Below are 22,460 nucleotides of genomic sequence, written 5' to 3' on the forward strand. Positions count from 1 at the left end.
CCTGCCGTTCGGGGCGCCCCGCGCCGGGAAATCCTTGCAGACCGCGCCCCAAAACGACAGAACCCGCCCCGAACCGGTCCTCAGCCGCGCGGATCGGGAGATGATCGTCCCATGCGGATCGAGATCCTGACCATCGACGGCTGCCCGAACGGGCCCGCCGCGGAGCGCGCCGTGCGCCAAGCGCTCTCCGAGCTGGGACTCGAGACGGAACCCGCGGTCCGCGTGATCCGCACCCCCGCCGAGGCCGCCGCGACCGCCTTCTCCGGTTCGCCGACCGTGCTCGTCGACGGCGTGGACGCGGTGCCGGGATCCGCGCCGATCCAGGATCTGGCCTGCCGGGTGTACCGCACGGCGGACGGCCCCTCGGGTCACCCCACCGCGGAGATGCTCGTCCCGGCCCTGCGCGCGGCGCTCGGATCCTGACCCGCGCGCCCGCCTCCACCTCCGGTTCGGGGCGCGATCACACCGTTCGGGGCGCGTCCTGACCGGAATATCGGGTGTGCCGCGCCCCAAAACGACAGAACACGCCCCAAACAGGGCCGCCGCCCGACCGGTTCAGCGCCGCATGATCCGGCGGGCGAGCCAGGTGCCGAAGGTCTGCACGAGGTGCACGAACACCACGATGAGGATGATCGCGGCCCACATCACCACCGGCTCGAACTGCCGGAAGCCGTAGACCTGGGCGAACGCGCCGAGTCCGCCGCCACCGACCAGACCCGCCATCGCGGTCATGTCGATGAGGGCCACCACGATGAACGTGTAGCCGAGGATCAGCGGCCCGAGCGCCTCGGGCATCGCGACCGTGAGCAGGATCCGCCACGGCCCGGCTCCCATCGAGCGGGCCGCCTCGATCACTCCGGGCGACACCGAGACGAGGTGCTGCTCGACGATGCGCCCGATCGCGAACGACGCGGCGACGCCGATCGCGAACGCGCCGGCGTTGATGCCGATGCCCGTGCCGATGACGATCCGCGTGAACGGCTGCAGCACCGCGATGAAGATCACGAACGGGATCGGGCGGATGAAGTTCACCAGGAACGAGATCAGGATGCTGACCGGACGGTTCGGCAGCAGACCACCGGGACGGGTGACATACAGGCCGATGCCGATGATCGTGCCGATCACGCCCGCCATGGCGAGCGCGAACGTGGTCATGTACAGCGTCTCGAGAGCCGCCTGCCAGAAGTCCGGGAGCAGTTCGATGAGCCGATCCATCAGCGCACCCCGCCTTCGTCCGATGCCGTGCCCGCCGGGGCATCTGATCCGATCTCGGTCACGGTCGCGTGCAGGCGGATCTTCTCCAGCGCCGTGTCGATCCCGTCATCCGCCCCGCGGATCGCGAGCGTGAGGTGCCCGAAGGCGCGTCCGCGGATGTCGTTGATACCGCCGTAGACGAGCTCGAACCCGAGACCCGCCGCAGCCAGATCGAGGAACACCTGCGCCTGCGAGGAGTCGCCGTCGCGGAACGAGAAGGTGACGAGGCGACCGTCGTGGCGCGCCTGCAGCGAAGCCTGCTCGGCCGGCGACGGGACGCCCTTGATGACGGTGCCGACGAAGCGCTGCGACGCCGGGTTCTGCGGGTTCGAGAAGACCTCGAACACGTCACCCTGCTCGACGACGCGTCCGCCCTCCATGACCGCGACCTTGGTGGCCAGCGTCTGGATCACGTCCATCTCGTGCGTGATGACGACGATCGTGACGCCCTGCTCCCGGTTCACCCGGGCGAGCAGCTCGAGCACCTCGTGCGTGGTCTGCGGATCCAGCGCGCTGGTCGCCTCATCGGCGAGCAGGATCGCGGGACGGGTGGCCAGCGCACGCGCGATGCCGACGCGCTGCTTCTGGCCGCCGGACAGCTGCTCGGGGAACGCCTTCGCCTTGTCCGAGAGCCCGACGAACGCGAGCAGCTCCGTCACCCGCGCCTCGATGTCGGCCTTCGCCCAGCCTGCGAGCTTGAGCGGATAGGCGATGTTGGCCCTGACCGTCTTGGCGGAGAACAGGTTGAACTGCTGGAAGATCATCCCGATGCCGCCGCGCACCCGGCGCAGCTCCCGCTCGGAGAGCGTCGTGATGTCCACGCCGTCGACGATCAGATGACCGCTCGTGGTCGGCTCGAGCGCGTTGATCAGCCGCACCAGGGTCGACTTGCCGGCGCCGGAATAGCCGATGATGCCGAACACGTCGCCCTGGGCGATCTCGAGGGTCACGTCGTCGACGGCGACGACGGGCGCACCGTCCCGTGCGGTGGCCGGGTAGGTCTTGGTGACGCCTTGCAGGCTCACGATCGGCATGGATTCTCCGGTTTCGGTTCTGCGTCCTGGGTTCTCGCGACGCGGAACCGGGCGACGCGGTTCCGCGTCGCCCGGTTCTCTCGCACGCGGCGGGTTCACCTCCGCCGCATGTGAGTGAGGTCAGCCCTTGTGGGTCTTGACGTCGCCCTCGACCTTGGTGAGGGTCTTCTGCAGCTCGGCCGCGTCGACCTTGAGGGGCACCCCGGTGTCGCCGGAGGCCTTGGCGAGGCCCGCCTGCACGGCCCTGTCGGTCTGGAAGATCTCGACGAGCTTCTTGTAGGTGGCGTTGTCCTTCTCCTTGGCCGGAGCCGCGAAGATGTTCACGTACGGCAGCGCGTTGGGATCCTTGGGGTCGTCCTGCGCAATCGCGTCCTTGAACGTGAGACCGGCGTCCTTGACGAAATCGTTGTTGATGATCGCGGCGGCCACGTCCGGCAGCGACGTCGGGATCAGCGCCGCCTCGAGTGCGGTGACCTTGACCTTCGACTTCGCGGTGTCGACGTCAGCGAGGTCGGAGAAGATCGAGCCGCCGCTCTTGAGCGTGATGAGGCCGGCCGACTGCAGCACGAGCAGACCGCGCGCCTGGTTGGACGCGTCATCGGGAACCGCGACGGTCTCGCCGGCGGGGATGTCCTTCACGCTCTTGTACTTCTTCGAGTACAGGCCGAGCGGGTAGATCGCGGTGGATCCGACCGGCTGCAGGTCCTTGCCCGACTTCACGTTGTACTGCGCGAGGTAGACGATGTGCTGGAACTGGTTGAGGTCGATCTCGCCCTCGGTCAGCGCGGGGTTCGGCTGTTCGTAGGAGCCGAAGTCCACGAGCTCGACGGTGATGCCCTCCTTCTTGGCAGCGTCGACGAACGCGGGCCACTGCGGGTCGCTCTTGCCGACGACGCCGACCTTGACGGTCTTGCCGGCTTCCGCGGTGGGGTCGGATGCGGCACCGGATGCGGACGAGCAGCCGACGAGGGAGATGACGAGCGCAGCGGCCGCGGTGGCGGCGGCGAGCACGGTGGTGAGCTTGCGGGACATGGCTGTGAGTTCCTCTCTTGGGGGACTCGACCACGCTACGAGCGACGGCGAAGGCGATCCGAATCGACTCGTCACACGGCGTCACAGCTCGGCGCGGGCGCCCGCGCCGACAAGGTCGCGTTCGCCGCCGCCCTTCGGAGCCCTCAGCACGGCGCGCCGCGCGCGACCGCGGCGGACGAGACGGGATCCGAGATCGATCAGCACCCCGATCACGATCGACATGACGACGCCGACCACGGCCGCGAGCAGCGGCGAGTGCCCGAGCCATGCCGAGGCGACGGACGCGATCAGCGCGCTGAGCGCGACCCAGCCGACGGCCGCGATGAGCGACAGCGGCAGGAAACGGCGATACGGCAGCCGGGTCGCTCCTGCGGTCATGTTCACCGCGACGCGCCCGACCGGGATGTACCGCGCGACGAGCAGGTACATCGCCGGACGCCGGGCGAGGCTCTCCCCCGCCCATTCCAGCGCCGAGCGCACACGGTGGCGCCGCATCCACGCCCACCGTTCCGTACCCAGTCGACGACCGATCGCGTAGGCCGCGCTGTCGCCGGCGGCCGCGCCCGCACCCGCCGCGAGCAGGATCAGGACCGCCGTCGGAGTGGCGGCGGGCCCCGTCGCGAAGGCCAGCGACAGAGCGCCGACGACCACCGTCTCGCTCGGCACGGGCGGGAAGAATCCGTCCAGGAAGCAGAACAGCAGAATCAGCAGCGGCGCCCACGGCGTGAGGAGGAACGAGCTCAGGAGGTCGGCCATGCCCTCACGGTAGGTCGCGACCGGATCCGATCGCGTCCTTCTGCGGAGTGATCCTCGTCGCCTGTCGTACTACCGGAGTACGAGACGGCCGACGAGCAGCACGTCCCGTCAGTCGAACTCCTCGAGCCCCTGCAGACGGAGCTGCTCGAGGTCGAGCCGCGCGGAGATCCGTCTCACGACGAGGTCGTCGACCGTCCCGGAACGGCGCAGACCCAGCAGCACCTCCCGTTTGCGATCCAGCAGCGCCAGCTTGAGTCGCATGAACTCGTCGTGGCGGACCAGCGGCGAGCGCTGCATCAGGTCGACGTCCTCGGACGTCGCGATCATCTGCAGCGTCGCACCCTCGATGAGCGTGCGGCGCGGCGCGGATCCGCCGACCGGACCCGGATCAGCGGCGTCGATCGGCTCGCCGCCGATGCCGTCGGACCCGATGTCGTCGGACCCGCCCGCCACCTCTTCCGGCTCCGTCCCCGCGGCGAGCGGGTCGGGCTGGCCGAGCATCTCATCCAGCGCCTTGACCTCGGCGTCCACGAGGGCCTGCTCCCGGGCGAGGGTGCGCGCGTTCGTGTACTCGAGCATCTGGTAGCCCTCGAACCGGATCCGGTCGCGCACCTCGTCGCTGACCTCGTGTCGCACCGCGAGGTCGTCCAGCGCGGAGAGCGCCGCGCCCGAGATCGTGCGTTCGGCGAGCTCGTACTCCTCCACCTCGCCCTGATCGGCCGGGATGCGCGCCCACCGCACGATCGCCGTCAGCAGAGTGCCCTGCACCAGCAGGCTCAGCAGGATGACACCGGCCGTCACGAACACGATCTCGTCGCGGCCGTCCAGCTCTCCCCCGGCGACGGCGCCCGCAGGCACCGACAGCGCGATCGCGAGCGACACCGCTCCGCGCATGCCCGCGAACGTGCTCAGCACGCGCGAGCGCGCCCGGACGCCACGGGGCGGGCGCGGCCCGGTGCGCTGGTAGAACGGCACGCTGAGCAGCTGGAACAGATAGCGCACGACCAGCAGAGCGACCCAGACCACGAGCGTGACGAGGACAAGGCGCCCGATCGCGCCGGCCGAGATCTGGTGCACGACGTACTGCACCTCGAGCCCGATGAGGACGAACAGCGCGCCGTTGAGCAGGAACACCCCGAACGGCCACGCGGACTCGGCCTGCCGCCGCGACTGCGCCGTGGTCACGGTCGGCGACACGTACGCGATGATCACCCCGGCGACGACCACGGCGAGGACCCCGGAGGCGCCGATCAGCTCCGCCAGAAGGAACGCGACGAACGGGATCAGCAGCAGCGTGGTGTTGATCACGATCGTGGATCCGATCGCTCGCAGCAGGAAGTACCCGAGCGCCGCGACCGCCACACCGGCTGCGATGCCTCCGACGTAGGACACGATGACCGACCACGTCACGCTGAGCGGCGTGATGTGCCCGCCGACCGCGAGCGAGATCCCGATCGCGTACAGGACGAGGGCCGTGCCGTCGTTGGTGAGGCTCTCCGCTTTGAGCTTCATGAACATCCGCCGCGGCAGCAGCCGACCGAGCGCCGCGACCGCGGTGGCGTCGGGCGGCGCGACCGCCGCGCCCAGGATCAGCGCGGTCTCCCAGGGCAGCCCGAACAGCAGGCCGATCCCCGCGACGGCGAAGGCGGAGGCCACGACGAGCAGCGTGCTCATGGGCAGGATGTAGCGGAAATCGCGCCGGATCGCGCGCAGCGACGTGGTCAGGCTCTCCCAGAACAGCATGACCGGCAGGAACAGCAGCAGCACGGTCTCCGGCGGCAGCTGGATCTCACGCAGCGCCGGGACGAAACCCAGCGCGAGGCCGAGGATGACGAGCACGAGCGGCATCGCGAGCCGCAGCCGCGGTGCGAGCAGGGCGCCCGTGAGGATCGTGAGCCCCAGCAGGACGGTGACTTCGAGACCTTCCATGTGCGGTCTCCTCTCGTCTCGCGTGCGGACCGCGAGTGCCGTCCGCCCAGAGCACAGCACCGCGTAGGACCACGGTATTCCCGGGTGGGAGTCCGTCGCCATCGATGTCCCCACATCCATGACGACGGACTGCGTCCCCCGGCGAATAGACGATCGTCTACACCCCCGTCAGCGAGCGTAACACGGGCGGACGCCCGATCCGCAGCCGGCTCAGAAGCCGAGCCTCCGGAGCACGTCCAGGACGATCCCCTCCGCATCCGGCACGCCGATGCCGACGAGCGCTGCCTGCATGAAGATGAGCTCTTGACGAGGCCCGAATGTCTGGTCGAAGCGACGGGACGAGAGGAAGCCGGTCAGCACGACGAGGAGGAATTGCACGGCGTCGTCGACGGACATGACGAGGGCGTACCCCTCCTCTTCGACGGCAGCGCTCAAGGGTGCGCGGAGCATGTCCGCGACCAGCCGACGGAATGGCGCGACGCGCACGACGTCGATGGCGGGATCCTGCACCAGCAGAAGCGACGCGGAGATCAGCGGGTCGTCACGTGCGGCGGCGGCGATCCCGCCGATCGCGAGGATGCAGGCCCTGATCGGGCTTCCCGGGAACCCCTCTCCTGCCATGCGGAGGATGTCGGGAGACCGTTCCGCAGCCGCCGCGACGATGGCGTCGACGATCGAATCCTTGGTCGGGAAATGTCTGCTGAATGCGCCCTTGGTGAGTCCGATGCGCTCCGCCGTCCGAGACAGCGAGGCCCCGGAGTAACCGCGGTCGACGATCTCCTCGGCGGCTGCCGCGAGGAGCTTCATCCGCGTCGCGTCCGGCGCGGCTCCCGGTGTCATGCCCTCAGACTACTGAGCGTCGAGCGCCGGGCAACGGGGCCGGCGATCCCACGTCGCGGGCAGCTGCTGCGCCGCACACGCGGGTCCCTCGCCGCAGAGGGCCCGAACCGGTCGCCGTCAGGCGCGAACCGGCGCACTGTCGCTCGTCGACTGGAGCACCAGATGCGCCCGCTCATGCCCGCTCCGCAGACACTCCTGCACGTTCCATCCGCGCAGCAGGCCGGCGAGGTAGCCCCCGGCGAAGGCATCGCCGGCTCCGACGGGCTCCACCACGTCGGTCGGGATCGCTGGCACGAAGGCGGGACCGTTCGCGGAGAACTCGGTGGCGCCGACGTCTCCGTCCTTCACGATCAGTCGCGTCGGCGCGGGGAGCAGCGCACGCACGTCGTCCGCCGACGGGCGCCCCCAGAGCGTCTCCGCCTCGTCGCGTCCTACGAACACGATGTCGGCGCGATTCGCGAGATCGCGAAGAATCGGGGCCGCATCCTCGACCGACCACAATCCGGCACGGTGATTCACATCGAAGCTGAGCAGCGCGCCACTCGCGGCGACGCGCTCGAACACCGACTCGATCATCGCGGCGCAGTCGTCCGAGAGCGCGGGAGTGATCCCCGAGAGATGCACGACCTGCGCCTGCTCCAGCGGGATCCGCGCGACGGCGTCCGGCGTCATGCGCGAAGCGGCGGAACCCGCGCGGTAGTAGCTGACCCCGCGACCCGGGTCCTTGAAGAAGACGCCCGTGGGCGCCGCCGCATCGAACGACACCCAGCGGGTGTCGACGCCCTGCGCCGCGATCTCCTGGTGCACACGACGTCCGAGCACGTCGTCGCCGAGCGCGCTCACCCAGGCAGCTCCGCCACCGAGCGCCGCCACGTGCCCGGCCACGTTGGACTCGGCGCCCGCCGCCCGGAGCCGGATGCTCTCCGCGTCGAGGAGGGACTCCGCCCTGCTCGGAGCCACCATCGCCATGCTCTCGCCGATCGCGATCAGCGCAGGAACGTCTTCAGATGCCATTCGGGCATTCTCTCCCATTGCTCCAGAGTGCGCAACAGTCGTTGCATCATATGCAACGAGCGTGCGAAAAGCACTCCCCATAGGGGTCGCTCGACGCGGTCCTCGGCGCTCAGCCCAGCTGCTCGGTGAGCTCGAACCAGCGCAGCTCGAGCTCTTCGACCTCGGCCTCCTGCGCCGAGATCTCCTTCATCCTGTCGCCGAGGCCCGCGTAGTCGGACTGGTCGTGGTCGGCGAGGGCGTGCCTGGCCTGGTCGATCTGCACCGCGAGCTTCTGCATGCGGCGTTCGAGCGCCGTCAGCTCCTTCTCCGCCGCGCGGCGATCGGCGCCGCTCAGAGCCGACTCGGCCGCCGGCGCGGACGCGGATCCTGCGTTCGCCTGGTTCGGGTGGTTCTGCTCGAGCGCCCGCAGCCGCAGGTACTCGTCCACCCCGCCCGGGAGGTGGCGCAGACGCCGGTCCAGGATCGCGTACTGCTGGTCGGTCACGCGCTCCAGGAAGTAGCGGTCGTGGCTCACCACGAGCAGCGTGCCCGGCCACGAGTCGAGGAGATCCTCGATCGCCGCCAGCATGTCCGTGTCCATGTCGTTCGTGGGCTCGTCGAGGATCATCACGTTGGGCTGATCCAGCAGGACGAGCAGCAGCTGCAGGCGGCGCTGCTGGCCGCCGGAGAGATCCTTCACCGGGGTCGAGAGCTGTGCCGAGGAGAAGCCGAGGCGCTCCAGCAGCTGCCCGGGCGTCAGCTCGGCTGCCTTGGATCCGGTTCCGAACGTGTAGGTCGTGCGCAGGCGGCCGATCACGACACGCACGGGCTCATCCCACACATCCTGCAACTCGTCGAGACGCTGGGTGAGCGTGCGCACCTGCACGGTCTTGCCGTGCTTGACCCGGCCGCTCGTGGGCGACAGGGTGCCCGCCACAAGGCCGAGCAGGGTCGACTTGCCCGCGCCGTTGACGCCGAGGATCCCGGTCCGCTCCCCCGGTGCGATCCGCCACTCCACGTCGCGCAGCACCTCGCGCTCCGGTGCGGACCCGGAGGCGGGGAAGGTCACGCCGGCGTCGATGAGATCCACCACGTCCTTGCCGAGGCGCGAGACGGCGAGCGACTGCAGGCCGATCCGGTCGCGGATCTCCGGCACGTCGGAGATGAGCTCGTTCGCCGCGTCGATCCGGAACTTGGGCTTCGAGGTGCGGGCTGGGGCACCGCGGCGCAGCCAGGCGAGCTCCTTGCGGGCGAGGTTCTGCCGCTTCGCCTCGCTCGCCGCCGCCATCCGGTCGCGCTCGACGCGCTGCAGGATGTAGGCGGCGTATCCGCCCTCGAAGGGCTCGACGATCCGGTCGTGCACCTCCCAGGTCTCGGTGCACACCTCGTCCAGGAACCAGCGGTCGTGCGTGACGACCATGAGCGCGCCCTGGCTCGCCGGCCAGCGCTTCTTCAGGTGCTCCGCGAGCCAGCCGATCGCCTCGACGTCGAGGTGGTTGGTGGGCTCGTCGAGCGCGATGATGTCCCAATCGCCGGCGAGGAGTGTGGCCAGCGCCACCCGACGACGCTGGCCGCCGGAGAGATCCGCGACCGAGGCGTTCCAGTCCAGGTCGCTGACGAGACCGTCGATCACGTCGCGGACCTTCGGATCGCCGGCCCACTCGTGCTCCGGGGTGTCGCCCACGATCGCCCCGCCGACGGTGAGCGCGTCGTCGAGCACGTCGGCCTGGTCGAGCACCCCGATCGTGGTGCCGCCGCGCACGGTCACGCGCCCCGCGTCGGGATCCAGGCGGCCCGCGAGCATCGCGAGCAGGCTGGACTTGCCGTCGCCGTTGCGGCCGACGATGCCGATCCGGTCCCCTTCCTCGATGCCGAGGGTGACGGAGTCGAAGACGATCCGGGTGGGGAACTCGAGATGGAGGCCTTCGGCCCCGAGGAGATGTGCCATGTCGGATCCAGGGTAGTCGGGCCCGCCCCTCGCTACGCTCGGAGGATGACCGCGCTCCCCCATGCTGTGCAGGACGGAGCCCATCCCCTGACGGCCCGCGGCAGGGATGTCGGGAGGCACCTGCCCACCGAGATCCTGCTCGATGCCGCGCAGATCGAGGCCGCGGCGGCGCTCGCGGCGCCGCACCGCCACGGCGCCTACCTCTGGGGCGGCGTCGGACGCGGAAAGTCGCTGCTCGCCGAGGCGTACTTCGCCGCGCTGCCCACACGGCGGAAGCGCCGGGTGCATTTCCACGACTTCTTCCTCGAGCTCCAGGGCGCTCTCGGAGCGCGGCGGGTGCCGCTCGACCGCGCGTTGAACCGCCTCATCGGTGGATCCAGGGCGATCCTGTTCGATGAGTTCCATGTGCACGACGTGGCCGACGCCGTCTATCTCACGGCGACGCTGCGACACCTCGTCGAGCGGAACGTGCTGCTGATCGCGACCTCGAACGATGCCCCGGACGATCTCATGCCCGGCCTGTGGCATGAGCATTTCGTCCCCGCGATCCGGATCATCGAGCAGCACCTCGACGTCATCGAGGTCGCGGACGGCGCCGACTACCGGGGCATCGTGCCGGAGATGCGCGCCACCGCCGGCTTCTCGGCGGGGTCCTGGGCCCTCGCCCCCGCCCGCGAACCTGCTCGGGCGATCGGCGTGACGACCGAGAGCGGCATCGGCCTCACGGTACGCGAGTGGTCGACTGAGCGGATCACCGCGACCTTCGACGACCTCTGCGGTGCGCCGCTCGGCACGCCCCAGTACCTCTGGCTCGCCGATCGGACCCGCGCACTGCTGCTCCTCGACGTCCCGGATCTGCGTACGGTGCACCGCGAGGCGCTGCTCCGGTTCTGCCATCTGATCGACGTGCTCTACGACCGCGACATCCGGCTCGAGGTGCGCTCGACGGCATCTCCGGTCCGCCCGCTGGACACGGCGGTGCCGGCACGGTCGCTGGAGCGTGCGCTCAGCCGCATCTCCGCGCTGCGGCGTGCGTGACCCGTTCGTCCCGTCGCAGCGCCGTCAGACCAGCCGAAGGTGCACGATGTCGCCGGCCGCGATCCGGTGCTCGGCGCCCGCCGCGTCGATGATCAGGCAGCCGTCCTCGCCGAGTCCCGTCGCCTCCCCGACCAGGTCGGCCCCACCGGGAAGCATCACCCGCACGGTGCGGCCGAGCGTGACGCAGCGCGCGGAGACCGCGTCGCGCAACCCGCTCGCGACCGCGGAGCCGTGATCCGCGAGCCCGTCGATCCACCCGTCCAGCCGGGCCAGGTACCCGGCGACGAGCAGGTCCAGATCGGCCTGCACGCCCTCCACCGCGAACGAGGTCGCCGTGTCGACCGGGAGCTGCTCCTGCGTCATCGTCGTGTTCACGCCCGACCCGACGATCACCGCATCGGATCCGATCGCCTCGGCGAGAATGCCGCAGATCTTGCACTCCCCCACCAGCACGTCGTTGGGCCACTTCACTCCCACGACCCGCTCGGGCAGCTGCGCCGCGATCGCGTCCGCCATGGCGAGCCCCGCCGCCAGCGGGATCCACCCCCGCTCGGCCATCGGGATCGCGGGCACGCGCAGCAGCACCGACAAGGCCAGCGCCGATCCGGGTGGCGTCGTCCACACACGGTCGAGGCGCCCCCGCCCGGCGATCTGATCCTCGGTGAGGATCGCGGACAGGTGCGGCCAGCCGGCTTCGTCGTCGGCATGCGCGCGCAGATCGGCGTTCGTGGATCCGGTGGACGCGACGATCTCGAGGCGGGCGGCGGCCGCCCCGCTGTGCGGGAAGCTCATCCGGTCACCCTATCCGCGTGACCGGATGAAGCACATCGGCGACCGGTGACCCTGAGAGGGTCCGTACAGAGGATCCCGCCGTGCTGTTGTGCCCCTCATCCAACGGACGCGGAACCCCCGGCGCTAATGTGGAACCGTGACGGACACGCCTGACCTCTACACGACCGCCGGCAAGATCGCCGACCTCCGCGCCCGCTACGACGAGGCCGTCGTCGCGGCCGAGGCGAAGGCGAAGGAGAAGCAGCACGCCAAGGGCAAGATGACCGCCCGGGAGCGCATCGAGCTGCTGGTCGATCCGGGAAGCTTCGTCGAGTTCGACGAATACGTGCGGCACCGCACGACCGCGTTCGGCATGGACAAGAACCGGCCCTACGGAGATTCCGTGGTCACCGGCGTCGGGACCATCAACGGGCGCACCGTCGCGGTGTACTCCCAGGACTTCACCACCTTCGGCGGTTCGCTCGGCGAGGTGTCCGGAGACAAGATCATCAAGATCATGGAGTTCGCGCTGCGCAGCGGCGTGCCCATCATCGGCATCCTCGACTCGGGCGGCGCGCGCATCCAGGAAGGCGTCCTCGCGCTCAGCAAGTACGGCGAGATCTTCCGGGCCAACACCCGCTCCTCCGGTGTGATCCCGCAGATCTCGATCATCATGGGCCCGGCCGCCGGCGGCGCCGTGTACGGTCCCGCGCTGACCGACTTCGTGATCATGGTCGACAAGACCAGCCAGATGTTCGTGACCGGCCCCGACGTCATCAAGACCGTGACCGGCGAGGACGTCGGCATGGAGGAGCTCGGCGGCGCCTACACGCATAACACCCGCTCCGGTGTCGCGCACTATCTCGCCGAGGACGAGGACGACGCGATCGACTACGCGCGCACGCTGCTCGGCTTCCTGCCCGACAACAACATGGCCGAGCTGCCGACCTACGAGAGCGGCTTCGAGTTCGAGACGACCGATGCGGACCGCACGCTCAACACGCTGATCCCCGACTCCGCGAACCAGCCCTACGACATCCACACCGTCATCGAGCACGTGGTGGACGGCGGCGAGTTCCTCGAGGTGCAGCCGCTGTTCGCCCCGAACATCGTGATCGGCTTCGGCCGCGTGGAGGGCCGCTCGGTCGGCATCATCGCGAACCAGCCGTCGCAGATGGCCGGCACCCTGAACATCGAGGCCGGCGAGAAGGCCAGCCGTTTCGTGCGCTTCTGCGACGCGTTCTCGATCCCGATCGTCACCCTCGTCGACGTGCCAGGCTACCTCCCGGGCACCGACCAGGAGTGGACCGGCGTGATCCGACGCGGCGCCAAGCTCATCTACGCGTATGCCGAGGCCACCGTGCCCCTCGTCACCGTGATCCTGCGCAAGGCCTACGGCGGCGCCTACATCGTGATGGGCTCCAAGCAGCTCGGTGCCGACGTGAACCTCGCGTGGCCCACGGCCGAGATCGCGGTCATGGGCGGCCAGGGTGCCGTGAACATCCTCTACCGCGGCGAGATCAAGCGCGCCGAGGAAGCCGGCGAGGATGTGGCCGCCGTGCGCACCCGCCTGGCCAACGAGTACACCTACAACGTCACCAGCCCGTTCCTCGCCGCCGAACGCGGCGAGATCGACGGCGTCATCGAGCCGGCCAACACGCGCGTCTCGATCGCCAAGGCGCTGCGGGCACTGCGCGGCAAGCGCGCCGAGCTGCCCCCGAAGAAGCACGGGAACATCCCGCTGTGAGCGCGGAGGACGCCGCAGACGCGGTCGAGATCCAGGTGCTGCGCGGTTCCGCCACCGAGGAGGAGCTCGCCGCTCTCATCGCCGTGCTGTCCGAGGCGTTCGTCGCCGAGGAGGCCGATGCCGTGGCCGCTCAGAAGCCGGTCTCGGTCTGGGGGCGCAATCAGCGCGCGCTGCGCGCCCCGCTAAGACGAGACGTCCCCTGGGGCCGTTTCTCGGGCTGAGGTCGCCGCTGATTCGCGGTGCCCGTCGGGGCTCCGTGACGGGATTTTCACCTCCGTCCGGATTTGTCCCCCAAAATACCTACAGACATCCCCCTTGCAACCCGGAAGACTCTTTCTTGCAACGCTTCGCGTTCGACCGGATCTCTGCCACAGGGTAGGCAGACGATCTCCGGTCTCTGCGGGCAGTTTTCGGGTAACTGTTCCGCACCTGGCGAGGGGCGGGCGGCTTCGCCGCCCCTCGCCCTTTCTTCTTCTTGCCGTTGAAGAGGCAGCCTCCGCAGCCGGAGTGCGACAGAACGTCGCTTTGCGAGAGCAGCGCGTTCCCTCGACAGCGCCAGGGCGCTCGGCCTCGCGTCGACTCCGGGGATCGCTGTTCCTCCGTCCCCGCGGGCCTCAGCTCTCCCGCGTGCGCGGGATCTCGTGCCACAGCTCGACCGAGTCCTCGTCGGAGGACTCCCCTGCGGCCGAGCGTCCCACCACGGTGACGGCGATCCGTGCATCCCGAGGGGCGCGGATGATCAGCCGCGCCGAGGAGGAGTCCGCCAGCACATCCGCCAGCTCCTCGCGGATCCGGCCCTTGGTGTGCTCGTCGAGGCCGTCAAGCCCGCCGTCGTCGAACACGGTGACAGCGGCGCCCCGTGCCCGCGCCGTCTCGATGGCCGCGCGGGCGCGCTCGTTGAGCAGCTCGCCGCCGCGGATCTCGTCCCGCAGACGCCCCTCCGACAGGTGCGCCTCCTGCCGCTCCTCGACCGACAGATCGCCCCGGGTCGCGATCACCCGGGTCAGGATGGGACCGGCGACCGCCAGGGCGTACTGGACGCGCTCACGGCGCTCGCGCTGACGGACGATCTGCGTCGCCTGCCAGGCTGACGCGGCCTGCTGTATGCCCGCCAGGCGGTCGGTGTCGCGCACGGCGCGCCGCCAGAACGCGACCAGCAGCTGGGCGATGACCATCCACACCGTGGATCCGACCAGGCCCAGCCCCAGGGAGTCGAGGAAGCCGATCCACGCGGTCGAGGCGACGGTCAGCAGCAGCAGCACCAGCCAGCCGGCGAGGGGGCGGCGGCGCACGATGCAGACCACGCCGATCAGCCCGACCCCGCCGATGTACCAGGTCGCGTAGGGCGCGCGCAGCGTGCTCACGTCCAGACCGAAGTTGCTCAGCTGCGGGATCGCCGCCGTCGCGAGCAGCGCCAGAGCCGCCGCCCAGCGCGGCATGCGCACGGTCTCGCTCGCCCCGACGACCGCGATGACGGCGAACACGGCGAGATAGATCGCCACGGCGAGCAGCACCAGCAGCGGGCGCGACGGCATCACGGTCCACGCCAGCGCTCGCGCGGCGAAGTAACAGGCGAACACGAGCGCCAGCCCGGTCGCGACGATGCGGACGGTCAGCCTCATGTCCGTGACCAGCCCAGTGTGACGACCGTGCCATGCCGGTCGGAGTCGATCGTGGCGATGCCGCCGACCGCGGCCATCCTGGCCAGGATCGACCCGCGGATCCCGAGCCGGTCCGCACTGACCTGCGTCGGGTCGAACCCGCTCCCGGTGTCGCTGACCTTCACGGTGAGGCCGGTGTCGCCGTGGCCCTCGACCACGACGGCGAGTCCGCGTGCGGAGGCGTGCGACACCGCGTTGCCGATCGCCTGCCGCGCGGCGAGTGCCATCGCCCGCGCGACGCGGTCGGGCACGGCGCCGTGCCCGAACTGCTCGACCCCGATCGTGAGTCCCATCTGCGTCACCGCATGGCGCAGATCCTCCGCGAGCAGTTCGACCTCGACCGGCTCGTCGCTTCCCTCCTGCGCCGGAGCCTCTGCGTTCGCGAGCCGGGTGAGGGCTTCACGGGCCATGTCCATGGCGAGGGCTTTCTCGCGCTCGGTCCCCGCACGTTCGGCGGCGATGAGGGCCGCGAGCACGCTGTCGTGCATGAGCGCCGCGACCGCGACGCGTTCGTGCTCGACCGCCTCGGCGGAGGCGGCCTCGGTGTACAGCGCGACCGCACGCCCGCGCGCGTCGTCGACGCCAGTCGCGACCGAGCGGAACATCCAGCCCAAAGCGACCAGCACCAGCCCGAGGATCAGCGTGAACGACACGTCGAACGCCGTAGCGACCCAGAACGCCGGCGCGAAGCCTCCTTGCGCGAGACGGACGGTCCCGTAGATGAACGGACCGACGAGCGCCCACGCGACCTGCACGCGGAGCGGGAACGCGACGACCGCCGCGACGCCGGCCACATTGACGAGGAAGAAGATCCACGGCTGATCCGACGGCACGACGTTCTTGTGAGTCGCCACGAACGGCCACAGCAGGAGATCGACGATGTACGCGACGAAGAAGATCCCTGCGGTCAGACGCACACCTCGACCGAGTATGCAGCACACCAGCATGGCGCCCCAGGGCACGAACACGAGCGCCATCATCAGGATGTGCGGGACGTCGACGATCTGCAGAGTGACGACGGCGTTCACCAGCGCCTGGGCACCGAGCGCGAGGGCGCCCACACCGACGACGATCGCTATGATGCGTTCGATCCGCCGTCCGGCGAATCGCTCGAGCTCCTGCCCGACCTCCCCGGGCGTCGGGATCTTCTCCCACGCCTCCCGGAGGCCCTGATCCGCCGACACGCGCTCAGCCCCTCGGCTGCGGCGTCGACGCCGCGCTCACCGGGGCGGGTCCACCCTGTTCAGGCGACACCCTGCGGATCCTCCTGGGCACCCTCCACGATGCCGTCCTCCATCGCGCGCCGCAGCAGGTCGACCTTGGTGGGTGCCGGGCGCCCGACCTCCACGTACTTGACGCGGATGCGGGTGATGTTCTCCTTGGCCGTCGAATAGGCCACGCCCAGGCGCTCGGCCACGACCTTCAGCGGCAGTCCCGTCGCATACAGGCGGAGCACCTCGCGTTCGCGGGTGGACAGCTGCGCATCCGCGAACGCGGTGTCGCCGTCGACCGCGTTCGCCCACTCGACGTTGTTCAGCGCCTCACCGCGCGCGACCGTGCGCACGGCGGCGATCACGTCGTCCAGCGGGGAGGACTTGCTGATCACGCCGGCGGCCCCCGCGGCGAGCGCTTCGCGCACCGACACCGGGCGGTCGGCCACACTGTGGATGACCACGCTGGAACCGTCGGCGACGAGACGGGTGACGTTCTCTGTCACGGTCGTGCCGTCGCCGAGGGTGAGATCGAGCACCACGACATCGGCAGGGGCCACGCCCGCACGGCTTCGCGTGTCGAGGTACTCGGCCACGCCTGCGCCTGCGAAGACGACGTCGAAGGCCGCCCGCTCGAGCGCGGCGGCGAGTCCCAGACGAACGGACTCGTGGTCGTCGATCAGGGCTACGCTGCTCACGGTCTCACCCTATCCCGTGGCCCGGCGAGTGACGCTCCCGTGGCCGGCGCGATGAGACCGCGCGGCGCGTCACCGCGTCAGCAGCGCCACGGTCTCCAGGTGGTGGGAGTGCGGGAACAGGTCGAAGGCGCGCAGAGCGCGGGGCTCGAACCCGAGACCGCGGAACGTGGCGAGGTCCCGGGCGAGCGCGACCGGGTCGCAGGCGACGTAGGCGATCGCCACCGGGTCCAGCGCTGCGACGTCCTCCACGACGGCGCGACCGGCGCCGGAGCGGGGCGGATCCAGGATCACGACGCCGCCGCCGACGCCCTGCGGCCCCGCATCGCTGGCGCGCAGGAACCGGTCCACGCGCGCCGTGACCGCATGAACGCCGAGGTCGCGCAGGTTCGCGGCCGCGTGCCGGGTCGCGCGAGGAGCGGATTCGACGGTGGTGATCCGGTGCGCGCCGAGTCGTGCCAGGGTGGCCGAGAACAGGCCGACGCCGCCGTACAGGTCGAGATGAGCCACGTCGGGGTCGACATGTCCGTCGAGCAGCTCGGCCACGGCACCGTCGAGGAGCGGCGCGGCAGCCGGATGGATCTGCCAGAAGCCGTCGGCGTCGAGCGTGAAGGACCGCTCGCCCACCCGCTCGACGATCGTCTCCGGCGCCGGGCGCCTCGGTCCGCGCCGCCCCCGGCCGCCGTGCGCGACCCGCTCGGCCTCGGTGCGCAGCACGCGGCGCACCTCGCCGTCAGCGGGCTCGACGAGCTCGATCCGGCCTTCGGGCAGCCCGCTCAGATCGCGTGCCGCGGCGTCGATCGCGGGTCGGGCGAGCACGTGCTCGGCGACGGGCACCACCCGGTGGCTGCGCGCGGCGAACGGACCGATCCGCCCCTGGTCGTCGACATGCAGCGTGACGCGCGTGCGCCAGTTCTCGTCGGCTCCGGTGGCGACGACCTCGGGGGCCGCGATCCCTCCACCGGCGAACCTGTCCAGCGCCTCCTGCAGCACCTGTCGCTTCAGCACCCGCTGATGCGTGATCGCGATGTGTCCGAGATCCGCACCGCCGGGGCGCTGCTCGGGAGCTCGCGCGACATCCGCCTCCGGCCACACATGCGGGCGCCGGTGCTCGGACGGCTCGAGCACCTCGACCGTCTCGGCGCGCCAGAACGAGCGCGAGTCGGCGGCGTCGGTCGGCTCGGCCAGCCGCGCGCGCACCCTTTCGCCGGGGATCGCGTCCGAGACGAACACCACGCGCCCCTCGTGCCGGGCGATGAAGACGCCGCCGTGTGCGATGGCGGTCACGTCGAGGTCGAGAAGAGCGCCCTCGGACGCGTGGGAATCGGTCACCCCTCGATCATCCCAGACCTCGGCGCCCGGCCCGCCGCGGGATCCGAATCCGTCGCACCACTAGCGTGGTCACATGCGCGTCTGTCTCGCCTCCACCTCGCCCGCCCGGCTCGCGCTCCTGCGGCAGAGCGGCATCGAGCCCCTCTGCCTGAGCCCGGATGTCGATGAGGACGCGGTCGCCGCGGCGGAGGCAGAACGGCTCGGCCGACCGCTCGCACCCGAAGAGGTGGTGCTGCTGCTGGGACGGGCGAAGGCCGCGGAGGTCGCGAGCCGGATCCACGAGGTGCACCCCGATTTCGAGGGCATCGTGATCGGTGGGGACTCCATGTTCGAGCTCGACGGGGAGGTGCACGGCAAGCCGCACACGCCCGAGCGCGCGCTCGCACGCTGGCACGCCATGCGCGGCCGCACCGGGGTGCTGCACTCCGGGCACAGCGTCGTCCTGGTGCACCCCGGCGCGCCGGCAGAGGAGGCGTACGCGGTGGCGGAGGCCGCGGTCACCTTCGCCGCCGACATCGACGACGCCGAGCTCGAGCGGTACGTCGCCACCGGCGAGCCGCTGCTCGTGGCGGGCGCCTTCACCGTCGACAGCCTGGGCGGCGCCTTCATCGAGCGGGTCGAGGGTGATCCGTCCACGGTCGTCGGGATGTCGCTGTCGACGCTGCGCCATCTCACCGGACGGCTCGGGATCCGCTGGACCGACCTGTGGAACGCCGTCCCGTCCGCGTCCTGACCCCGCTCTCGGCAGAGCCGCTTCGTAGGATCCGAGACGCGTTCTGTGCCGATTCTTGTCGAGAGTCGTCAAAAATATCGGCCGCGCTGTCGATAGGCTGACATTCATGCCTGACATCGCCAAGGTGCTCGTCGCCAACCGCGGCGAGATCGCCGTCCGCATCATCCGCGCCGCGCGCGACTCCGGTCTCTCCTCCGTCGCCGTCTACGCGGATCAGGACCGTGACGCCATGCACACCCGGCTCGCCGACGAGGCCTATGCCCTCGACGGCTCCACGAGCGCCGAGACCTACCTGCAGATCGACAAGATCCTGTCGGTGGCCCGCCGCGCCGGTGCCGACGCGGTGCACCCCGGCTACGGATTCCTCGCCGAGAACGCCGAGTTCGCCCGCGCCGTGATCGGCGCAGGCATGGTGTGGATCGGCCCCTCCCCCGAGGCGATCGAGGCTCTGGGCGACAAGGTCACCGCGCGCCACGTGGCCGAGAAGGTGGGCGCTCCGCTCGCCCCCGGCACTCCCGGCCCCGTCGAGACGGCCGCCGAGGTGGTCGCGTTCGCCGAGCAGGTGGGGCTGCCCATCGCGATCAAGGCCGCCTACGGAGGCGGCGGGCGCGGCCTCAAGGTCGCCCGCGAGCTCGACGAGGTCGCCGAGCTGTTCGAGTCCGCGACCCGCGAGGCCGTCGCCGCCTTCGGCCGCGGCGAGTGCTTCGTGGAGAAGTACCTCGACAAGCCGCGTCACGTCGAGACCCAGTGCCTCGCGGACGCCGCGGGCAACGTCGTCGTCATCTCGACGCGTGACTGCTCGCTGCAGCGCCGCCACCAGAAGCTCGTCGAGGAGGCGCCCGCGCCCTTCCTCACGGATGAGCAGAACGCCCTGCTGTACTCGGCGTCCAAGGCCATCCTCAAGGAGGTCGGCTACGTCGGCGCAGGCACGTGCGAGTTCCTCATCGGCGCCGACGGCACGGTGTCGTTCCTCGAGGTGAACACCCGCCTCCAGGTCGAGCACCCCGTCTCCGAGGAGGTCACCGGCATCGACCTCGTCCGCGAGCAGTTCCGCATCGCCGCCGGCGGCACCATCGACTACGACGACCCTGCCCCCCAGGGCCACTCGATCGAGTTCCGGATCAACGGCGAGGACCCCGGCCGGGGCTTCCTGCCGCAGCCGGGCCCCGTGCACGTGTTCAAGACGTTCGGCGGCCCCGGCATCCGCCTCGACTCCGGCGTCACCGCGGGCGACGTCGTCTCCGGCGCGTTCGACTCCCTGCTGGCGAAGATCATCGTGACCGGCAAGGACCGCGCCGAGGCGCTGGAGCGCTCGCGCCGCGCGCTCGACGAGTTCGAGGTCTCCGGCCTGCCGACCGTGCTGCCGTTCCACCGCAAGGTCGTGAACGACCCCGCCTTCACGGCGGAGGACGGGACGTTCGGCGTGTACACGCGCTGGATCGAGACCGAGTTCGTCAACGATATCCCCGCCTGGGACGGCGAGCTCGAGGCCGCGGGCGAGCCGAAGGGCCGCCACACGGTCGTCGTCGAGGTCGCCGGCAAGCGCCTCGAAGTCAGCCTGCCCGATCGCGTCGCCGCCTCGGTGGTCGGCACCGGCGGGCGCCCCGCGGCGGTGCCGCCGTCGCGGCGCAGCCACGCCAAGACCGTGAACGCCGGCGCATCCGGCGACGCCGTGAAGTCGCCGATGCAGGCCACCGTCGTCAAGGTCGCCGTCGAGGAGGGCCAGCAGGTCGTCAAGGGCGACCTGGTGGTCGTGCTCGAGGCGATGAAGATGGAGCAGCCGCTGCAGGCGCACAAGGACGGCGTCATCGGCAACATCAACGCCGACGCCGGCGCGACGGTGTCCGCCGGGCACCAGCTCCTCACGATCAGCTGAGCGGATCCGCAGAACGAAGAAGCGGCGCTCCCCCGGAGGGGGCGCCGCTTCTTCGCGTCCGGCTCACTTCGCGATGTACACCTGGTGCATCGCGCGCGTGGCATCGGTGATGCTGCTCGTGATCGACGGGTACGCCGCGAACACGCGCGAGACCTGGTCGACGTTGAGGCGCCGCTCGACGGCGATGGCGAGCGGGTAGATCAGCTCGGAGGCCCGCGGGGCGACGATCACGGCGCCGATGACCGTACCGGATCCCTTGCGCGCGATGATCTTCACGAAGCCGTCGCGGATCCCCTGCATCTTGGCGCGCGGGTTCGCGGCGAGCGGCAGCTTGTACGCGATGCCGTCCGCGACGCCGTCCTCGATGTCCTTCTCGCTGAAGCCGATCGTGGCGATCTCCGGAGCGGTGAAGATGTTCGCCGTGATCTTGAGCTTCTCGAGCGGGATCACGATATCGCCGAGGGCGTGGAACACCGCCGTGCGGCCCTGCATCGAGGCGACCGAGGCGAGCGGGAAGAAGTTGGTGCAGTCGCCGACGGCGTAGATGTTGGAGACCGAGGTGCGCGCCACCCGGTTGACCCGGATGTGGCCCGACTCGGTGAGCTCCACGCCGACGTCCTCCAGGCCGATGCCGGCGGTGTTCGGAATGGATCCGACGGCCATCAGGCAGTGGCTGCCGTCGACGGTGCGCCCGTCCGACAGCGTCACGGTGACGCCGTTCGCGGTGCGCTCGACCTTGTCCGCGCGGGACTTGGACAGCACCTGCATGCCGCCGCGCTTGAAGACCTTCTCGAGCACGTGCGCGGCGTCCTGGTCCTCGCCCGGCAGCACCTGGTCGCGACTGGAGATCAGCGTGACCTTCGCGCCCAGGTTCATGTAGGCCGATGCGAACTCGGCGCCGGTGACGCCCGACCCGACCACGATGAGGTGCTCGGGCAGCGTCTTCATGTCGTACAGCTGGGTCCAGGTGAGGATCCGCTCGCCGTCCGGTTTGGCGGAGTCGAGCTCGCGCGGGGCGGCGCCCACGGCGACGATGAGGGTGTCGGCCTCGACGCGGTCGAACTCCGTGCCGTCCACCGAGGTGGACACGACGATCGCGTTCGGACCGTCCAGGCGGCCGTGGCCGGAGAGGATCGTCACGCCCGCGTCGAGCAGCGTCGTGCGCATGTCCTCGGACTGCTGCCCGGCCAGCGCCATCAGCCGCTTGTTCACCGCGGCGAGGTTGATGGCGACCTGCGGCTTGAGAGGCTTGCCCTCCGCGCCCTTCGCATAGAACTGCACCCCCAGGTCGCTGGCCTCGCTGATCGCGACAGCGGCATCGGCTGTGGCGATCAGGCTCTTGGAGGGCACCACGTCGGTGAGTACGGCGGATCCACCCACGCCGACCCTTTCGACGAGCGTCACCTCCGCGCCGAGCTGTGCCGCGGCGAGCGCCGCCTCGTAACCGCCGGGACCGCCACCGAGCACGGCGACACGCTGAGAGCGCTCGAACATCAAGGTCATGGGATCCATTCTTCCGCATCCGCCGCGCGGCCGGGATCAGCCGGCCCGCCCGCGGGGAAGCGTTCGGTCCCTGTTCGCCGCTCGTTCCGCATCATCGGCGCGGTCGC

Annotated in this window: 20 protein-coding genes; 6 read left to right on the top strand and 14 right to left on the bottom strand. The window is 70.4% G+C overall.

The genetic code is table 11. The features are described from left to right. The first annotated feature begins 111 nt into the window (after positions 1-111). Complete coding sequence (locus ACFWCK_RS00595) at positions 112-423, top strand: thioredoxin family protein (RefSeq protein WP_233310499.1); 312 nt, start codon at positions 112-114, stop codon at positions 421-423. A gap of 132 nt (positions 424-555) precedes the next feature. Here ACFWCK_RS00595 and ACFWCK_RS00600 read toward each other — a convergent pair whose 3' ends face one another. The 8 genes from ACFWCK_RS00600 to ACFWCK_RS00635 all read right to left on the bottom strand — a co-directional run bounded on the left by ACFWCK_RS00600 (position 556) and on the right by ACFWCK_RS00635 (position 9,786). Continuing rightward, positions 556-1,215: a methionine ABC transporter permease gene (locus ACFWCK_RS00600; protein WP_233310498.1), complete on the bottom strand. Its 660-nt coding sequence runs from the start codon at positions 1,213-1,215 to the stop codon at positions 556-558. Continuing rightward, entirely contained in the window at positions 1,215-2,288 is a 1,074-nt protein-coding gene (locus tag ACFWCK_RS00605; RefSeq protein WP_233310497.1) for a methionine ABC transporter ATP-binding protein, read from the bottom strand. Before ACFWCK_RS00605 ends, ACFWCK_RS00600 begins: the two co-directional genes overlap by 1 nt. A gap of 120 nt (positions 2,289-2,408) precedes the next feature. Next, positions 2,409-3,320: a MetQ/NlpA family ABC transporter substrate-binding protein gene (locus ACFWCK_RS00610; RefSeq protein ID WP_378804075.1), complete on the bottom strand. Its 912-nt coding sequence runs from the start codon at positions 3,318-3,320 to the stop codon at positions 2,409-2,411. A gap of 81 nt (positions 3,321-3,401) precedes the next feature. Then, positions 3,402-4,076 carry a DedA family protein gene (locus tag ACFWCK_RS00615; RefSeq protein WP_378804076.1) on the bottom strand — a complete coding sequence of 225 codons (675 nt, stop codon included), beginning with the start codon at positions 4,074-4,076 and terminating at the stop codon, positions 3,402-3,404. Between the two features lie 108 nt (positions 4,077-4,184). Beyond that, complete coding sequence (locus ACFWCK_RS00620; protein ID WP_378804077.1) at positions 4,185-6,005, bottom strand: Na+/H+ antiporter; 1,821 nt, start codon at positions 6,003-6,005, stop codon at positions 4,185-4,187. A gap of 210 nt (positions 6,006-6,215) precedes the next feature. Further along, positions 6,216-6,845, bottom strand: coding sequence for a TetR/AcrR family transcriptional regulator (locus tag ACFWCK_RS00625; protein WP_233310493.1), 630 nt, complete (start codon positions 6,843-6,845; stop codon positions 6,216-6,218). A gap of 117 nt (positions 6,846-6,962) precedes the next feature. Further along, entirely contained in the window at positions 6,963-7,859 is an 897-nt protein-coding gene (locus tag ACFWCK_RS00630) for a sugar kinase (protein WP_378804078.1), read from the bottom strand. A gap of 109 nt (positions 7,860-7,968) precedes the next feature. Next, the gene (locus tag ACFWCK_RS00635; protein ID WP_378804079.1) at positions 7,969-9,786 is read right to left on the bottom strand and encodes an ABC-F family ATP-binding cassette domain-containing protein; all 1,818 of its coding nucleotides are present in this window, start codon (positions 9,784-9,786) and stop codon (positions 7,969-7,971) included. A gap of 45 nt (positions 9,787-9,831) precedes the next feature. Here ACFWCK_RS00635 and zapE point away from each other — a divergent pair, with 45 nt between their 5' ends. Next, positions 9,832-10,824: a cell division protein ZapE gene (gene zapE, locus ACFWCK_RS00640; protein ID WP_378804080.1), complete on the top strand. Its 993-nt coding sequence runs from the start codon at positions 9,832-9,834 to the stop codon at positions 10,822-10,824. A gap of 24 nt (positions 10,825-10,848) precedes the next feature. On the opposite strand, the gene ACFWCK_RS00645 is transcribed toward zapE, so the two are convergent. After that, the gene (locus ACFWCK_RS00645) at positions 10,849-11,616 is read right to left on the bottom strand and encodes a biotin--[acetyl-CoA-carboxylase] ligase (RefSeq protein ID WP_378804081.1); all 768 of its coding nucleotides are present in this window, start codon (positions 11,614-11,616) and stop codon (positions 10,849-10,851) included. Positions 11,617-11,752: 136 nt separating this feature from the next. On the opposite strand from ACFWCK_RS00645, the gene ACFWCK_RS00650 reads away from it, so the two are divergent. Both ACFWCK_RS00650 and ACFWCK_RS00655 read left to right on the top strand, forming a co-directional pair. Continuing rightward, the gene (locus tag ACFWCK_RS00650; RefSeq protein ID WP_233310489.1) at positions 11,753-13,342 is read left to right on the top strand and encodes an acyl-CoA carboxylase subunit beta; all 1,590 of its coding nucleotides are present in this window, start codon (positions 11,753-11,755) and stop codon (positions 13,340-13,342) included. Then, entirely contained in the window at positions 13,339-13,563 is a 225-nt protein-coding gene (locus ACFWCK_RS00655) for an acyl-CoA carboxylase subunit epsilon (RefSeq protein ID WP_233310488.1), read from the top strand. Before ACFWCK_RS00650 ends, ACFWCK_RS00655 begins: the two co-directional genes overlap by 4 nt. Before the next feature lie 393 nt (positions 13,564-13,956). Here ACFWCK_RS00655 and ACFWCK_RS00660 read toward each other — a convergent pair whose 3' ends face one another. The 4 genes from ACFWCK_RS00660 to ACFWCK_RS00675 all read right to left on the bottom strand — a co-directional run bounded on the left by ACFWCK_RS00660 (position 13,957) and on the right by ACFWCK_RS00675 (position 18,241). Further along, the gene (locus tag ACFWCK_RS00660; RefSeq protein WP_378804082.1) at positions 13,957-14,964 is read right to left on the bottom strand and encodes a hypothetical protein; all 1,008 of its coding nucleotides are present in this window, start codon (positions 14,962-14,964) and stop codon (positions 13,957-13,959) included. After that, positions 14,961-16,187, bottom strand: a complete 1,227-nt coding sequence (locus ACFWCK_RS00665; protein ID WP_378804083.1) for a sensor histidine kinase — start codon at positions 16,185-16,187, stop codon at positions 14,961-14,963. The genes ACFWCK_RS00660 and ACFWCK_RS00665 overlap by 4 nt, the downstream gene beginning before the upstream one ends. Before the next feature lie 59 nt (positions 16,188-16,246). Beyond that, positions 16,247-16,912: a response regulator transcription factor gene (locus tag ACFWCK_RS00670; RefSeq protein ID WP_233310485.1), complete on the bottom strand. Its 666-nt coding sequence runs from the start codon at positions 16,910-16,912 to the stop codon at positions 16,247-16,249. 69 nt (positions 16,913-16,981) lie between these two features. Continuing rightward, on the bottom strand, positions 16,982-18,241 hold the full coding sequence (locus tag ACFWCK_RS00675) for a class I SAM-dependent RNA methyltransferase (RefSeq protein WP_378804084.1): 1,260 nt from the start codon (positions 18,239-18,241) through the stop codon (positions 16,982-16,984). Positions 18,242-18,314: 73 nt separating this feature from the next. Here ACFWCK_RS00675 and ACFWCK_RS00680 point away from each other — a divergent pair, with 73 nt between their 5' ends. Then, on the top strand, positions 18,315-18,974 hold the full coding sequence (locus ACFWCK_RS00680; protein ID WP_378804086.1) for a Maf family protein: 660 nt from the start codon (positions 18,315-18,317) through the stop codon (positions 18,972-18,974). 106 nt (positions 18,975-19,080) lie between these two features. Next, the gene (locus ACFWCK_RS00685) at positions 19,081-20,850 is read left to right on the top strand and encodes a biotin carboxylase N-terminal domain-containing protein (protein WP_233310482.1); all 1,770 of its coding nucleotides are present in this window, start codon (positions 19,081-19,083) and stop codon (positions 20,848-20,850) included. A 63-nt stretch (positions 20,851-20,913) separates the two neighbouring features. Here ACFWCK_RS00685 and ACFWCK_RS00690 read toward each other — a convergent pair whose 3' ends face one another. Beyond that, positions 20,914-22,362, bottom strand: a complete 1,449-nt coding sequence (locus ACFWCK_RS00690; RefSeq protein ID WP_233310481.1) for an NAD(P)H-quinone dehydrogenase — start codon at positions 22,360-22,362, stop codon at positions 20,914-20,916. Between the last annotated feature and the right edge of the window lie 98 nt (positions 22,363-22,460).

It is taken from the genome of Microbacterium sp. NPDC060117 (assembly GCF_042729315.1).
GTDB lineage: Bacteria > Actinomycetota > Actinomycetes > Actinomycetales > Microbacteriaceae > Microbacterium.